The sequence below is a fragment of the Guyparkeria hydrothermalis genome (genome assembly GCF_023555385.1).
GTDB classification, from domain to species: domain Bacteria; phylum Pseudomonadota; class Gammaproteobacteria; order Halothiobacillales; family Halothiobacillaceae; genus Guyparkeria; species Guyparkeria hydrothermalis_A.
On sequence record NZ_JAJSED010000001.1, the window covers coordinates 2,287,635 to 2,301,946 of the forward strand.

The 14,312-nt window shown below is 66.0% G+C and carries 16 protein-coding genes; 10 read left to right on the forward strand and 6 right to left on the reverse strand.

All coding sequences use genetic code 11. The annotated features are described in order from the left end of the window. The 6 genes from LV476_RS10675 to LV476_RS10700 all read right to left on the reverse strand — a co-directional run bounded on the left by LV476_RS10675 (position 1) and on the right by LV476_RS10700 (position 6,641). The gene (locus tag LV476_RS10675) at positions 1-1,275 is read right to left on the reverse strand and encodes an HlyC/CorC family transporter (RefSeq protein WP_250076004.1); all 1,275 of its coding nucleotides are present in this window, start codon (positions 1,273-1,275) and stop codon (positions 1-3) included. Between the two features lie 88 nt (positions 1,276-1,363). Further along, positions 1,364-2,185: a cytochrome C assembly family protein gene (locus LV476_RS10680; protein WP_250076006.1), complete on the reverse strand. Its 822-nt coding sequence runs from the start codon at positions 2,183-2,185 to the stop codon at positions 1,364-1,366. A gap of 73 nt (positions 2,186-2,258) precedes the next feature. Then, positions 2,259-3,662 carry an FAD-binding oxidoreductase gene (locus LV476_RS10685; protein WP_250076008.1) on the reverse strand — a complete coding sequence of 468 codons (1,404 nt, stop codon included), beginning with the start codon at positions 3,660-3,662 and terminating at the stop codon, positions 2,259-2,261. Between the two features lie 5 nt (positions 3,663-3,667). Further along, on the reverse strand, positions 3,668-4,231 hold the full coding sequence (locus LV476_RS10690) for a hypothetical protein (protein ID WP_250076010.1): 564 nt from the start codon (positions 4,229-4,231) through the stop codon (positions 3,668-3,670). A gap of 34 nt (positions 4,232-4,265) precedes the next feature. Next, positions 4,266-4,676 carry a YraN family protein gene (locus LV476_RS10695; RefSeq protein ID WP_250076012.1) on the reverse strand — a complete coding sequence of 137 codons (411 nt, stop codon included), beginning with the start codon at positions 4,674-4,676 and terminating at the stop codon, positions 4,266-4,268. Between the two features lie 24 nt (positions 4,677-4,700). Continuing rightward, on the reverse strand, positions 4,701-6,641 hold the full coding sequence (locus tag LV476_RS10700) for a penicillin-binding protein activator (RefSeq protein ID WP_250076014.1): 1,941 nt from the start codon (positions 6,639-6,641) through the stop codon (positions 4,701-4,703). A 146-nt stretch (positions 6,642-6,787) separates the two neighbouring features. On the opposite strand from LV476_RS10700, the gene rsmI reads away from it, so the two are divergent. The 10 genes from rsmI (at position 6,788) to flhB (ending at position 14,244) form a co-directional block, all read left to right on the forward strand. Beyond that, positions 6,788-7,690 carry a 16S rRNA (cytidine(1402)-2'-O)-methyltransferase gene (rsmI, locus tag LV476_RS10705; RefSeq protein WP_250076015.1) on the forward strand — a complete coding sequence of 301 codons (903 nt, stop codon included), beginning with the start codon at positions 6,788-6,790 and terminating at the stop codon, positions 7,688-7,690. Positions 7,691-7,732: 42 nt separating this feature from the next. Continuing rightward, positions 7,733-8,722, forward strand: coding sequence for a GGDEF domain-containing protein (locus tag LV476_RS10710; RefSeq protein ID WP_250076016.1), 990 nt, complete (start codon positions 7,733-7,735; stop codon positions 8,720-8,722). A 108-nt stretch (positions 8,723-8,830) separates the two neighbouring features. Beyond that, positions 8,831-9,349: a flagellar basal body-associated FliL family protein gene (locus tag LV476_RS10715; protein ID WP_250076017.1), complete on the forward strand. Its 519-nt coding sequence runs from the start codon at positions 8,831-8,833 to the stop codon at positions 9,347-9,349. 46 nt (positions 9,350-9,395) lie between these two features. Continuing rightward, positions 9,396-10,448 (forward strand): flagellar motor switch protein FliM, encoded by a 1,053-nt coding sequence (gene fliM / locus LV476_RS10720; RefSeq protein ID WP_250076019.1) that lies wholly within the window; start codon positions 9,396-9,398, stop codon positions 10,446-10,448. Further along, a complete protein-coding gene (fliN, locus tag LV476_RS10725) occupies positions 10,441-10,854 on the forward strand; it encodes a flagellar motor switch protein FliN (protein ID WP_250076020.1) in 414 nt (137 codons plus the stop codon). Before fliM ends, fliN begins: the two co-directional genes overlap by 8 nt. A gap of 5 nt (positions 10,855-10,859) precedes the next feature. Then, the gene (gene fliO, locus LV476_RS10730; RefSeq protein WP_250076023.1) at positions 10,860-11,294 is read left to right on the forward strand and encodes a flagellar biosynthetic protein FliO; all 435 of its coding nucleotides are present in this window, start codon (positions 10,860-10,862) and stop codon (positions 11,292-11,294) included. After that, a complete protein-coding gene (gene fliP, locus LV476_RS10735; RefSeq protein ID WP_250076025.1) occupies positions 11,284-12,045 on the forward strand; it encodes a flagellar type III secretion system pore protein FliP in 762 nt (253 codons plus the stop codon). The genes fliO and fliP overlap by 11 nt, the downstream gene beginning before the upstream one ends. Positions 12,046-12,048: 3 nt before the next feature. Continuing rightward, on the forward strand, positions 12,049-12,318 hold the full coding sequence (fliQ, locus tag LV476_RS10740) for a flagellar biosynthesis protein FliQ (protein WP_058575391.1): 270 nt from the start codon (positions 12,049-12,051) through the stop codon (positions 12,316-12,318). A gap of 11 nt (positions 12,319-12,329) precedes the next feature. Next, a complete protein-coding gene (gene fliR, locus LV476_RS10745) occupies positions 12,330-13,100 on the forward strand; it encodes a flagellar biosynthetic protein FliR (protein WP_250076027.1) in 771 nt (256 codons plus the stop codon). 4 nt (positions 13,101-13,104) lie between these two features. Further along, positions 13,105-14,244: a flagellar biosynthesis protein FlhB gene (gene flhB, locus LV476_RS10750; protein ID WP_250076030.1), complete on the forward strand. Its 1,140-nt coding sequence runs from the start codon at positions 13,105-13,107 to the stop codon at positions 14,242-14,244. The last annotated feature ends 68 nt before the right edge of the window (positions 14,245-14,312 follow it).

Sequence of the window (14,312 nt, forward strand, 5' to 3'; positions counted from 1 at the left end):
CTAGACCTCGGTTTCCTCGGCCGGGAAGGTGGTGATCAGGGCGGTGTCGACGGCGCGCTTTCTGACCGTGCGCACCTCGATGTGTGCCTCGGGCAGTTCCACGGTCGCGCCGACCGTGGGCAGGGATTCGAGCTGTTCGATCACAAGCCCGTTGAGCGTACTGACCTCGTGAGTGGGCAGATCGATCTTGAGCTCGCGGTTGATCTCGCGGATGGGCAGATTGCCGCGGACGATGTAGCGACCGTCATCCTGCAGCGTGATGCCCTCGTGGTCGGACTCCGGCGAGGTCGTGAATTCGCCGACGATCTCCTCGAGGATGTCTTCGAGCGTGACCAGCCCCTGGATGTCGCCGTACTCGTCGACCACCAGCGCGGAGCGACGCTCCTGGCGCTGGAAGTTGAGCAGCTGCGTGGTCAGCGGGGTGCCTTCCGGCGTGTAGTAGGGCTCGGCCAGGCGGCGCTTGAGGCGCGAAAGCGTCAGGCTTTCGTCGATCAACGGGCCGATCAAGCGACGGACGTTGATGATGCCGATGGTGTGTTCCACCGAGCCCTCGAACACCGGCAGGCGGGAGTACTGCGCGTGGATCAGTTGGTCGAGGATGTCGTCCCAGTCCTGGGTGATGTCGATGCCGACGATTTCGGCCCGCGGGATCATGATGTCCTCGACATTGGCCTGGCCGAGTTCGAGTACCGACAGCAGCATGGTCTGGTCGAGATCGGGCAGGCGCTGGCCCGATTCGCGCACCACGGTGTGCAGCTCGGCGCGGGTCAGGGCATTCGAGCCGCGGTCCTTCGGGTGCAGCCCGAACAGCGACAAGAGACCGTTGGCCATCCAGTTGATCAGCCAGACCACCGGGCGCAGCGGGCGGATGAGCAGCGTGTAGATGAACGAGGCCGGGAAGGCGAAACGTTCCGGGTAGACCGCGGCGGCCGTCTTGGGGGCGACCTCGCCGAAGATCAGCAGCAGGAACGTCATCGCACCGGTGGCAATCGCGATCCCCGAGTCGCCGAACATCCGCAGGCCGATGACCGTGGCGATCGACGAGGCCAGGATGTTGATGAAGTTGTTGCCCAGCAGGATCAGGCCGATCAGGCGGTCGGGCGTGTCCAGCAGCTTGGTCGCACGCAGGGCGCCGCGATGGCCCTGCTTTGCCAGGTGGCGCAACCGATAGCGGTTGAGCGCCATCAGGGCGGTCTCCGAGCTGGAGAAGAAGGCGGACAGCACGATGAGCACGGCCAGGGCCGTGAACAGAAAACCGAGGGGGATTTCGTTCAAGAGAGTGGTGCTTGCGATTGAACCAGCGGGAAGTGTACGGCGAAGGCCCGGCTATTTCGAGTCGGGCGGCTTCGACAAGGAGGATGGGTCAGCCGAGGTCGAGTATCCACTCGAGCACGATCTTGGTGCCGAAGTAGGCCAGCCCCATCAGGATGAAGCCAGCCAGCGTCCACTGCACCGCGGTCCGTCCTCGCCAGCCGGCGACGTGACGACCGACCAGCAACACGGCGAATACCAGCCAGGCGATCACCGACAGCACGGTCTTGTGGACCAGGTGTTGGGCGAAGATGTTCTCCAGGAACAGAAAGCCGGTGACCAGCGCCAGGGTGAGCAGCAGAAAGCCGATCACGATGAAGCGGAACATCAGCTGTTCGACCGATTCCATCGGCGGCAATCGACGGATCCACCCTGCCGGATGGTGGCCGTGCAGGGCCTGGTGCTGGATCAGCAGCATCACGCCCTGCAGGGCGGCGAGTGTGAGCAGGGCGTAGGCCGTCAGCGAGATCAGGATGTGCCCGTCAAGAGCGAGGTCGCCCGTACGGATGGGCACGTTCGACTCCGGGACGAACACGGTCAGGAACACGGTCAGCGCCGTGATCGGCAGCAGGATGACCGCGATGCCCTCGAGCCGCTCGCGAAAGGTGCTCACCACGGTGATCGCGCTGGCCAGCCAGAAGACCGTGGCCAGCGCGTTGAGCACGGAGAGATTCAGCGCCGGCGGATCGGTGCGTACGCCCAGCTGGTAGAGCAGGGCCCCCTGGCCGATCAGTGCGGCGACCGCGATCAGCAGGCCAGGCAGTCGGAACGAGAATCGCTCCAGCCGCTGCCATTGGTCCACCAGCAGCAGGATGGTGGCCAGGACAAAGCCGGTGATGGTCGCGCTGGCGAGAAAGGTCACGCTGTGGTCCACCTGGGACGCTCCTCCTGGAATTGGGTCCGCGGGCTGCGAATGGTTTCAGTTGATCGCACAGTCTGCCACAGACTCAGCGCGTCGAATCCGGCGCGGCCGGGTCGGGCAGCTTCTTGTGCGGATTGAGAATGCCGAGCGGGTCGAACACCGCCTTGATGCCCCGCATCAGCGCGAGCGAGTCGGGCGGGATTTCCCGGTCGATGAAACCACGCTTGACGTAGCCGATGCCGTGCTCGCCGGACAGCGTGCCGTCGAGTGCCAGCACGGCCGAGAACACCTCGTCGAGAGCCTTTTCCGCGCCGGCCATCTGCGCCGGGTCGTCCGGGTCGACCAGCAGATTGACGTGGATGTTGCCGTTGCCGGCGTGGCCGAAGCTGACGATGGTGATCGCGTGGCGCGCGGCGATGGCATCGAGGGTCTCGATCAGCCGCGGGATGCGCGAGACCGGCACCACCACGTCTTCGTTGATCTTCTTCGGCGCGACCTGGCGCAGGGTGGGTGAGAGCGCCTTGCGCGCCGCCCAGAGCGCCTTCTGCTCCTCGGTCGTCTCGGCCACCGCGATATCCGCCCGGTCGTCACCGGCGGCAGCCACCACGCGTTGGACCAGTCCGTCGATACCGGTCTCGTCGCCGTCGATCTCGATCATCAGCATCGCGCCGGCCGCATCGGGGATGGTCGCCTGCGAGTTGCGGCGCAGCAGGTCGAGCGCATTGCCGTCGATGAACTCGATCGCCGCCGGCGTGGCCGGCTGGGCCATCACCCGCGAGACTGCCTCGGAGGCGGTATGCATGTCCGGGTAGAAGGCGCGCAGCAGGCGACGGGTTTCGGGCAGGGGGGTGAGCTTGAGCGTCGCCTCGGTGATCACCCCCAGGGTGCCTTCCGAGCCGATCATCAGCCGGGTCAGGTCGTGGCCGACCACGCCCTTGGTGGTCTGCGAGCCGGCCTTGATGGTATGTCCCTGACCATCGACGGCACGCAGGCCCAGCACGTTCTCGCGCGTGGTGCCGTACTTGACGGCGTGCGGCCCGGCGGCATTGCAGCCCAGGTTGCCGCCAACGGTGCACAGGGCGTTGCTGGTCGGGTCCGGCGGCCAGAAAAAGCCCTTCTCGGCGACGATGCGCTGCAGCTCGGCATTGATCAGACCGGCCTCGACCACGATCAGCCGGTCCTCGGGACGGAAGTCGAGCACGCGGGTCATGCGGTCGGTCACCAGCACCACGCCGCCCTCGACCGGCACCGAGCCGCCCGCCGTCCCCGTGCCGCGGCCGCGGGTGGTCACCGGGATTCGGCACTCGGCGGCCAGGCGCATGACCTCGACCACCTCGTCGTGGTTCTCCGGGAAGACCACCACATCGGCGGCATGATGGACCCGGCTGTTGTCCATGCCGTAGGCCCAGGTCGAGCCGGCATCGGTCATGATCCGGTCGGCGGGCAGCGCCGCGCCCAATTGCTGGGTGAAGGTTGCCAGGGCCGTCATCGCATTCAGTCGGTAAGGCCAAGCAGTTGGCGGTCGACCAGATCGACGAGGATATGCAGGCAACGGACCTGCGCTTCGTAGGCGAGTCCGCGATGCTCGGTGGCGATGCAGATCAGGCGGTCCTGGCTTTCCAGGTGCGGGGCGATCACGTCTTCGGAGCCGGCGGACAGCAGGACCACCTGCATGTCGCGCTCGTGGGCCGCCCGCAGCGCCGGCAGCACCCCGTCGACGGCGTTGCAGCTCACGGCGAACAGCACATCGTGCTGCGCGCCCAGTGCACGAATGGCGCGCACGAAGGGTTCCTTGCCGCCGGGATATTCCGACAGTGCCATGACCGGCAGGCCGGGGCGGGGATGCTCCAGTTGGCCGGTCATCAGGCGAGCGAAGTAATGGGCGAGGTCGCTGCGCTCGCGGGCACCGCAGCTCAGGACGCGCTGGCCGTTGAGCACGGCGGTGAGGATGACCCCGGCGGCCTCCAGCGCTTGTGGGGCGGTGTCGTCGACCAGCCGGCCCATCTCGGCCAGGTCCCGGTCGAGCCGTCGTCTCAGTCCATCAAGAATGTCGCTCATTCGTGTCTCTCGGGGTCCGGATTGCTCGCGCGATTCAGAAGGCGTCGCGCAACCACTGTATCTCGGGTGTCTGGTTTGCGGTGGCGGTGACGGCAACGACATCGAAGCGGCAATAGAACGCCTGCCAGTCCGGGCGGGCGGCAATCAGCCGCTCGGCCGTCTCGCGCACCTTGGCGCACTTGCGGGCGGATAGGCTTTCGGCGGCCGATACCAGGGCGCCATCGGCACGGGCACGCACCTCGACGAATACCAGCGTGTCGCCGTCGCGGAGGATCAGGTCGATCTCGCCGCGACCGGCGCGCACGTTGCGGTCGAGTCGTGACAACCCCGCCCGTTCCAGGTGGGCGAGAGCCAGTTCCTCGGCCGCCCGGCCCAGTTGCCGACGGTCGGCCGGTCGGAAACCGGTCCGGCGTCGAGCGGGCCACCAGCGTCGCAGGGCGTCCATGCCGCGCGCCTCCCTGTTTGGTGTCTAGAAGCCGGTCGTCGGAACGTTGCCGGTCGTCCCGTCCGTCGAGCCCGAATTCATATCGGAGCTGATGGTGTCGCCGAGCTCCGGCAGCGGCTTCAGCAGCCCGTTGCGGAACTGGCCCCAGCGCGGCTGGCGCTGGATCACACCCGTGGGCGTGAGGGACAGCTCGCCGGTCAGACCACTGACCGTCCCGCCCTGCAGCAGGGCATCGATCCGACCGGCAACGCGGGCCGCATCGGCGCCGAACGCGAACAGGCGCGGCAGCGAGCCGGCGAGCTGCGCCTGCTCGTAGGCGGGGCGCATCGGGTGATCGGGGCCCGCCGGGCCGGCCAGCAGCATCGGCGCGACCGGGATCTTGACCTTGTCCTTGTCGCCATCGGCCCGCTTGTCGACATTGCCGGAGTAGGCCAGTCCCAGGCCGTAACGCGGCAATTCCTCGGCGCCGAAGTAATCGAGTTGCGGCGTGATCAGCGCGAGTTCGTCGCCGCTGGCGGCGAGGAAGATGGCGTCCAGGTCGTTGCGGATTACCGGCTGGAACGGCCCGTCATCCTCGGCTTCGTCCCGCACCTGCAGCAGGTTGCGCAGTTCGCTGGAGAAGTCGGTCTGGCCGGGGTTGAAGCTGGCCCGGTCGACCACATCGCCGCCCATCAGGGTGAACTCCTCGGCGAAGGCGTCGCGGGTTCGCTCGCCGAGCTGTTGCCCGGCCGAGAAGATCGCCACCCGCCGATGGCCCTCGGCCCACATGCGACGGGCGGCGGCCTGGGCATCCTGCTCCGGCGAGAGCGAGAAGCTCACCACGCCCATGGGCATGGATTCGCCCGGCGCCGGCGAATTCAGCGCGATGGCCAGCGGGCCATTCGGGCCGATCGCCCCGAGTGCGGGCAGCTGCGACTTGAGCAGTGGCCCGATAACCACGGCTGCCCCGGCCGCCTCGGCCTCCTCGAGAGCGGCACGGACGCCGAGTCGGCCGGTGCCGGAGTCGATGAAGCGCAACTCGCGGCCCCCGAGGGCGCCATTCTGGGCAGCGTATTCGATCCCCTGGCGGATGGCCTGGCTGATGCCCTCGTACTGTTTGGAGTGGGGCAGCAGTACGGCCACCGGTCCCTGCTGGCTCGGGGTGCGGATCGACTCGAGGCTGCCGGCCGAGTCGAGCATGTCGACGAACCCACTCTCGACCGAGGGGTGGTCCGGGTGGTTGGTGACCCAGTCTTCCACGCCGGCGGGGCGCTGGCGGTAGGTCAGAGCCAGGTCGAGCCAGTCGGCGAAGCGCGAGTCGCCGGCATTGGCCGCCGCGTCACGGAGCTGCTCGGTCGGGATCTCGAGCAGCAGGTTCCAGATGCGGGCGTGATTCGGTTCGCGCTGCTTGGGCGGCAGCAGGTCGTTGGCGGCATGATAGTAGCGCGCCGCACGCAACGGGTCGCCGGCTTCCGCTTCCATGGCACCCAGCAGGAACAGGCGGCGCCCTTCGATGTTCGGTTCGAGCGGCAGCGGGATACGGTGAATGGTGCGCATGGCCCCGCTGCGATCGCCTTCGGCCCACTGGCCAAGGCCGCGCGCGATGGCCGCTCGCCGGGGGTTGATGCGCGGCCAGAGCGATTGGGTGTCGACCTGCTGATAGAGTTCGCGTGCCAGTTGGAGATCGTGGGCATCAATGGCCGTTTCCAGCGCGAGAAGTTGCTGCTCTGCTCGCTCGGTGCCGGAGAGGTCCTGCGACATGGCCAGCCGAGCGCGGGCAATTCCGGCCGGGTCGGAGGCCTGTACCGCCTGTTGCAGTTGCGTCTGCGCCGGGGAGGCGGGTGCCGGTTTTCCCGAGCTTGGCATCTGGGCGCAGCCGCCGAGCGTCAGCAGAGCGGCGGCAAACAGTCCTAGGCGGACACGAGCGACAGTGCGGGGGAAGGCCTGCTGGCGCCGGCGGGTGAGCGGGCGTTTGCTGGTCGGCATGCGATCCGTCTCCGGTAACGTGGGCAAAATGGCAGTCCCGGTCAGGGTACTGATGGTCCCTGGTCAACGTGGACCCGCCTGCGCGGCGGATGGTTTCGTCGCCAAGTGACCATAAGAAAGTGAAAACCGTGAGTGAGTATAACCAAATGTCCAGTTCGAATGCGGGGCGCGAGGCGGTATCCCCCGGTCGCTGGGTAGTGGCGGGCCATTGCTATGTGGTCGCCACTCCCATCGGCAACCTGGCCGACATCAGCGAGCGGGCCATCCTGGTGCTGCGCGGCGTGGATTTCATCGCCTGCGAGGACACCCGTCATGCCCGGGTCCTGTTGAACCATCTCGGCGTGCAGAAGGAACTGGTCGCGTTGCACGAGCACAACGAGCGCGGGGCGAGTGAGGCGATTCGTCGTCGGCTCGAGGCCGGTGAATCGGTTGCGCTGATCAGTGACGCCGGCACGCCGGCCATCAGTGATCCGGGCGAGGTGCTGGTGCGCGTGCTGGCGGATGGCGAGGTGCCGGTCGTCCCCATCCCCGGCGCATCAGCGGTGATCGCTGCCCTGTCCGCCTCCGGACTGCCGGGGCGCCCGTTCTGGTTCGAGGGGTTTCTGCCGCCTCAGGGCAAGGCGAGGCGTGAACGTCTCGCCGAGTTGGCGGAAGTCGAGGCGACCCTGGCGTTCTACGAGGCGCCGCACCGCATCGTCAAGAGCGTGGCGGCATGCGCCGAGGGCCTCGGTGGTTCTCGTCCGGCCGTTCTCGCCCGCGAGCTCACCAAGCGCTTCGAGCAGATCGCACGTGGCTCGCTGGCCGAGTTGGCCGAACAGCTGGCGTCTGGCGAGATCCCCGCCCGGGGAGAGTTCGTCGTTCTGGTCGGGCCGGGCGAGGCCGGGGAGGCTGGCGACGCCGTTGACGCGGATGTCCTGATCGGGTTGCTGGTCGACGAAGGCGTGGCGCCGAAGACCATTGCCCGGGTCGTTTCGCGAACGACCTCACGCTCGCGCAACGCGGTCTACGCCGAGGTGCTCGCACGGCGGGAGGATGCCCCCAACTCCTGATTGGCACACATGCTGCATTACCCATCGCAACGGCGCGGATGCTTGACGCTAACGACCGCGACAACCATTAGCCAGAAGGGTTTCGGCATGGCCTGCTACCTCAACACGGACGAATCATATGGCGACCCGGCGGCCTCGGGGCCGGAGCGGGGATCGGCCTGTTGCTATCCGGCGACGCCGGGGGCGACGCCCGAGGAATGGAACGAGCGCGGTGCGGCGTTGCTACGGTCGCTGGTGCGCTGCGTCAGCGTCGCGGTGGCGCTCGACAGCATCCGCGAGCACCTCGAGGTATTTCTGTCGATAACGTCAATTTCCTGGCAGCTGGGCGAAGAGCGCTACTGCTGCAACGAGGCGAACCCGTCGGAGCACACCATCCCGATAGCGCTGTCGCTGGATGATGGTTCCTTTGGTCGCCTTCTCCTGCACAGCCGATATCCAGTCGAGAACTTCGATCTGGGGCCGCTGCGCCGGATGCTGGCAGTGGTCGCCTATCCGCTGCGCAATCTGCGGATGCTCGAGCACGCTCTGATCGCGGCCGAACACGATGCGCTGACCGGACTGAAGAATCGCCGTGCCTTCGACATGGACCTGCAGGAGGTGCATGCGCGCTTCCAGCGTTACGGTGGGCAGGCGAGCCTGCTGCTCCTGGACATGTCGCGGTTCAAGTCGATCAACGACACCTACGGGCATGACGTTGGTGATCGGGCGCTGACGCGTGTGGCCGAGGGGCTGGATCGCTGTCTGCGGCAGACTGACAGCGCCTACCGGCTCGGTGGCGACGAGTTTGCGGTCATTCTTCCCGAGACGCCGTATCACGGTGCCCGCCGGCTCGCGGCCCGACTGATCGAGTGGTTGCAGGAGTATCCGCTGCGCGATACCGGTGACGAGATCATCCCTCTTAGGGCGAGCATCGGGATGGCGCAGTGGCGCGAGGACGAGGATCGCGACGAGTGGTTTCGTCGCGCCGACCAGGCCCTGTACGGCCGTCACGGTGACCATGCCGGCGGCGAACCGCTGGGGCGACTGGCCTGAGCCTGCGACGGTAGTGGCAAAACCAATGCAAACGCGTGAGAATCGCGGACATTTGCGTTTCCGGTTGTTTCGGAAGGGCAGTGCACAAGAACAAGCGAGGAGTCGGTGATGGCCGAAGGAGACGAGGCAACTCAAGAGAAGAAGGGCGGTAGCAAGCTGGTGGTGATCCTGCTGGTGGTGCTGATCGTGGTGATTCTCGCCGTTGGGGCGGTGGTGGCCACGCTTCTCCTGACCGGTGGCGACAAGGAGCCGGCCGGCGACGAGGTTGCCCAGGAACAGGTAGAGGAGGTCGAGGCACCCAAGGGGCCGCCGATCACCATCCCGCTCGGCGAGCCGATCACGGTCAATCTGAGCAAGCCGAACGACGCCAACGTGCTGCAGGTGCAGCTGGACATGGTGACCCGCGACCCGAAGGTCCAGGAGCACGTCAAGGCGCTGCGTTCGCGGATCATCAACGACGTCATGCTGTCGCTGAGCGAAGTCGATGCCGCCGAGTTGCGCACCCGCGAGGGCAAGGAGGCGCTGCAGCAGACGCTGACCGAGGACATCAACCGCATCCTCGAGGACGGGACCGAGCTCGAGAAGCCGGTCGAGAACGTCTATTTCACCCGGCTTCTGATGCAGTGATGCCGGTCGGGAACCGGGTTCGGCGCAATGGGGGCGCGAGCGAGTTATGACTGACGCAGACATTCTCTCCCAGGACGAGATCGACGCGCTGCTCAATGGCGTGGACGAAGGCGACGTCGAGACCGAACAGGGCGTCGGCGACCCGCAACAGGCCATCTCCTACGATCTCACCACCCAGGAGCGTATCGTCCGGGGGCGCCTGCCGACCCTGGAGATGCTCAACGAGCGCTTCGCTCGCAGCCTGCGCATCCGGCTGGTCTCCATGCTGCGCCGTTCGGTCGAGATCTCGATCGAAGGCGTGGAGATGAGCAAGTTCTCGGATTACATCCACACCCTGTTCGTGCCCACCTCGATGACGCTGATGCACGTGCGTCCGCTCAAGGGTCTGGGCATGTTCATGATGGAGTCGCGGCTGGTGTTTTCGCTGGTCGACAACTTCTTCGGCGGTTTCGGCATGCACGCCAAGATCGAGGGGCGCGATTTCACGCCCACCGAGCTGCGCGTGATCAAGCGGGTACTGGAGCAGGCCACCGAGGAAATGCAGAACTCCTGGGCGCCGATCTACCCGATCATGTTCGAGACCGTGAGCCACGAGATGAACCCGCAGCTCGCCAACATCGTCTCGGCGACCGAGGTGGTGGTTGTCTCGAGCTTTCGCATCGAGGTCGAGGGCGGGTCCGGCAAGTTCGACTTCGTCGTGCCGTACTCGATGATCGAGCCGATCCGCGATCTGCTCGACGGCGGCATGCAGGGCGACCGGCTCGAGGTGGACGAGCGCTGGACCAAGGCGCTCAAGCGCGAGCTGGGGTTTGCCGAGGTCGATCTGAGCGCGCACCTGGCCGACGTGCGCATGTCGCTCAAGGACGTGGCCAACCTCGAGGTCGGTCAGGTGATTCCCTTCGAGATGCCCGAATGCTCCACGCTGGTCAGCGACGGGCTGCCGCTGTTCCGCGGCAAGATGGGTAACTACAAAGGCAACAAGGCAATACGGGTGGAGGAGGCCGTTCCGGAACGACTGGAACGGGCGGCACACCCCAACGAGATCCTGCGGGCGCAGATCCCCGGGCTGAAGCAATCAGGAGAAAATGACGATGGCTGATGAATCCGACAAGTCCGTCGAGGACGATTGGGCGGCGGCCATGGCCGAACAGGCCGAGACCGAGGCCGGCGGGGGCAGCGATGATGCCTCGCAGGTCCACATGGAACAGTTCCATGATGGCGGTCAGCCGGACGACGACGAGAACCCGGTCAACTTCGACGTCATCATGGACGTGCCGGTCACCATCTCGATGGAGATCGGGCGCACCTCGATCAACATCCGCAACCTGCTGCAGCTCAACCAGGGGTCGATCGTCGAGCTAGACCGGCTGGCCGGCGAGCCGCTGGACGTGCTGGTCAACGGCACGCTCATCGCCCGCGGCGAAGTGGTGGTGATCAACGAGAAGTTCGGCATCCGCCTGACCGACGTCATCAGCCCGGCCGAGCGCCTGCGCAAGCTGCGTTGATGGGCATGCGGGCACTGGTTTTCCTTTCGATGCTCGCGATGGCGGCCCCGGCCGCCGCGGCCGAGACGATCGATCCGCTGGCGCCGAGCTACCTGGTCAAGCTGGTGATCAGCCTGTTGCTGGTGCTGATCCTGATGTTCGCGCTGGTGTGGGCGGTCAAGCGATTCGGTCGGCTCGACGCCCGGGCGGGCAACTACCCGATGCAGGTGCTCACCCAGATGTCGATCGGCCCGCGCGAGCGCATCCTGCTGGTGGCGGTCGGCGATCGGCAGATGCTGGTCGGGGTCAGCCAGGGCGCGATCGAGTCGCTCGGCTGGGTCGATCCGCCGCTCGACCCTGTCAAGCGCGAGGGTGGCCATCCGAGCTTCGGCGAGGCCTTCCAGGAACAGCTTGCTGCCCGCTTCGGCCGGCGCGGCAAGGGAGGTTCGAATGACGGCTAGGCGCCTGCTTGCAGCCCTGCTGCTGGCGTTCGGTCTGTTCTCGGTCAGCCTGCCTGTGCTGGCCGAGCCCGGCCTGCCGGCAGTGACGCTGACCGAGGGCGAGAACGGCGAGACGCAGTACAGCCTCACGCTGCAGATCCTCGCCCTGATGACGGTGCTCACCCTGCTGCCGTCGATGCTGCTGATGATGACCTCGTTCACGCGGATCATCATCGTGCTGGCCCTGCTGCGCCAGGCGCTCGGGACGGTGCAGACGCCGTCGAACCAGATCCTGCTGGGGCTGGCCCTGTTCCTGACGCTGTTCATCATGGCGCCGGTGTTCCAGAAGGCCTACGACGAGGGCGTCGGGCCCTACATGGCCGAAGAAATCACCGCCACCGAGGCGATCGACCGAGCCGCCCAGCCGTTGCGCACCTTCATGCTCAACCAGACGCGCGAAACCGACATCGCGCTGTACCAGGGGATCGGTGACTACCCGGAGTTCGAGACGCCCGAAGACGTGCCGCTGACGGTGCTGATGGCCGCCTTCGTCACCTCCGAGCTGAAGACGGCCTTCCAGATCGGCTTCATGATCTTCATCCCGTTTCTGATCATCGACCTGGTGGTGGCTTCGGTACTGATGTCGATGGGCATGATGATGCTCTCGCCGATGATCGTGTCGCTGCCGTTCAAGATCATGCTGTTCGTGCTGGTCGACGGCTGGGCGCTGCTGATGGGCACGCTCGCATCCAGCTTCTACATGGGGGGCTAGGTCATGAGTCCGGATACGGTTATCGAGCTGACCCGCCAGGCGCTGACGGTCATCCTGTATCTGTCGATGCCAATCCTGCTCACCGCGCTGGCCGTGGGCCTGCTGATCGGCATGTTCCAGGCGGCCACGCAGATCAACGAGATGACGCTGAGCTTCATCCCCAAGATGATCGCGGTGGTGTTCGCCATCCTCTTGGCCGCGCCCTGGATGCTCCAGGTCATCGTCGACTTCACCGAGCGGCTGTTCCACAACATCCCGTCGCTGATCTCCTAGGCCGGGCCTGAATGGAACTGGCGATCGACCAGATCCTCGGCTGGGCCGTCAGCTACCTGTGGGTACTGATCCGGGTCGGGGCCATGCTGATGGTCGCGCCGATCTTCGGTTCGCAGACGCTCCCCATGCGGGTTCGCCTCTTGATCGCGCTGGTGATTTCGGTGGTGATCACGCCCATGGTGCCCGACATCCCGACCGTCGATCCGCTCTCGGTCGCCGGGTTCGTGATGATCGTCCAGCAGATCCTGATCGGCGTGGCGATGGGTTTCGTACTCAACCTGGTGCTGGCGGCCTTCGTCATCGCCGGGGAGTCGATCGCCATGAGCATGGGCCTGGGCTTCGCCCAGACCGTCGATCCGCAGAACGGGGTCAGCGTGCCGCTGGTGTCCCAGTTTCTCACCATCGTCGTCACGCTGCTGATGGTCACGCTCAACGTGCCGGCGATGATCGTCAAGATGCTGGCGGACTCGTTCACGATTCTGCCGATCTCGCCCATCGGCCTGACGCCCGAGGATTTCCGAGCCATTGCCGACTTCGGCCAGCAGATGTACATCAACGCGGTGCTCGTGGCCTTGCCGATCGTCACCACGCTGCTGATGGTCAACCTCGCGATGGGCGTGATCACGCGCGCCGCGCCGCAGATGAACATCTTCTCGGTAGGCTTCCCCGCCACGCTGATGATCGGCTTCTTCCTGCTCTTCCTCGCCGCTCCCCTCTGGTTCCCGAACGTGGAACAGTTCGTGCAACAGGCGTTCGTCCTGATCACGGAAATCCTGAGGTAAGACGGTGGCCGAGAACGAGAACGGTCAGGAGAAAACCGAAGAACCTACCGAGAAACGCCTTCGCGATGCCCGTGAAAAGGGGCAGGTGGCGCGTTCGCGCGAGCTTAACTCCTTCGTGCTGACGACCGGTTCGGCAGCGGTGTTTCTGGTCTTCGGCGGCCAGATGATGCTGGGGCTCTCCGAGGTGGTTCGGGAGTCGTTCATCATCTCGCGGGCCGACGTCTTCGATCAGGCGGCGATGTTCAGCCGCCTGGCCAACGCGTTCGCCGACGGCTTTCTCGCCTTCGCGCCGCTGTTCCTCGCCACCATCGTCCTGGCGGTGATCGCGACCCTGGCGGTGGGCGGCTGGAACTTCTCCACCCAGGCCATGGCGCCGAAGCTGTCCAAGATGAATCCCCTCTCCGGGTTCAAGCGCATCTTCGGTGTCCAGGCGCTGATGGAGCTGGCCAAGACCTTCGCCAAGTTCACCTTGATCGCGGCCATCGGCATCGCGGTGTTCTTCGCCTTCGAACCGGAATTCCTCAGTCTCGGCCTGCAGCCGTTCGATGCGGCGCTCGCCCACGCCGGCTGGCTGATTGCCTGGGGGTTCCTGGCGGTCTCGCTCGGTCTGCTGCTGGTGGCGTTGATCGACGTGCCGTTCCAGATCTGGCAGCACCACAAGCAGCAGCGCATGACACTCCAGGAGGTCAAGGACGAGCACAAGGACACCGAGGGCCGGCCCGAGATCAAGCAGCGCATCCGCCAGACCCAGATGCAGATGTCGCAGCGGCGCATGATGGAGGCAGTGCCCGAGGCCGACGTGGTGGTCACCAACCCGACGCACTTCGCCGTTGCCCTGAAGTACGACGCCGAGGGCGTCGGCGCGCCGATGGTGGTCGCCAAGGGCGTCGACGAGATGGCCATGAACCTGCGCAAGATCGCCCAGGCCCATGGCGTGGAACTGTTCGAGGCACCGCCGTTGGCACGGGCCTTGTATACGCACGTCGAGATCGACGAGGTGATACCGGCGGCGCTCTATACCGCGGTGGCCCAGGTGCTTGCCTACGTCTATCAGCTCAAGGAAGCCGCGCGCGGCGCCGGGCCGTCTCCGGGCCGCCCGGACCCTGAGGTGCCGCAGGAATTCGATGTGCCGCCAAACGCCTGACGCCCTGAACCGAACTGATTGCGAGAAGAACGCCAGACCATGAAATCCAGCCTCAACAACCTCGGCCT

Excerpts from the sequence above, each read along its gene's own strand:
- fliN (WP_250076020.1), top strand. The coding sequence starts at position 10,441 with ATGGCTGATGAATCCGACAAGTCCGTCGAGGACGATTGGGCGGCGGCC.
- rsmI (WP_250076015.1), top strand. The coding sequence starts at position 6,788 with ATGTCCAGTTCGAATGCGGGGCGCGAGGCGGTATCCCCCGGTCGCTGG.
- fliO (WP_250076023.1), top strand. The coding sequence starts at position 10,860 with ATGCGGGCACTGGTTTTCCTTTCGATGCTCGCGATGGCGGCCCCGGCC.
- fliR (WP_250076027.1), top strand. The coding sequence starts at position 12,330 with ATGGAACTGGCGATCGACCAGATCCTCGGCTGGGCCGTCAGCTACCTG.
- fliP (WP_250076025.1), top strand. The coding sequence starts at position 11,284 with ATGACGGCTAGGCGCCTGCTTGCAGCCCTGCTGCTGGCGTTCGGTCTG.
- LV476_RS10690 (WP_250076010.1), bottom strand. The coding sequence starts at position 4,231 with ATGAGCGACATTCTTGATGGACTGAGACGACGGCTCGACCGGGACCTG.
- LV476_RS10700 (WP_250076014.1), bottom strand. The coding sequence starts at position 6,641 with ATGCCGACCAGCAAACGCCCGCTCACCCGCCGGCGCCAGCAGGCCTTC.
- LV476_RS10695 (WP_250076012.1), bottom strand. The coding sequence starts at position 4,676 with ATGGACGCCCTGCGACGCTGGTGGCCCGCTCGACGCCGGACCGGTTTC.
- fliQ (WP_058575391.1), top strand. The coding sequence starts at position 12,049 with ATGAGTCCGGATACGGTTATCGAGCTGACCCGCCAGGCGCTGACGGTC.
- LV476_RS10685 (WP_250076008.1), bottom strand. The coding sequence starts at position 3,662 with ATGACGGCCCTGGCAACCTTCACCCAGCAATTGGGCGCGGCGCTGCCC.
- fliM (WP_250076019.1), top strand. The coding sequence starts at position 9,396 with ATGACTGACGCAGACATTCTCTCCCAGGACGAGATCGACGCGCTGCTC.
- LV476_RS10715 (WP_250076017.1), top strand. The coding sequence starts at position 8,831 with ATGGCCGAAGGAGACGAGGCAACTCAAGAGAAGAAGGGCGGTAGCAAG.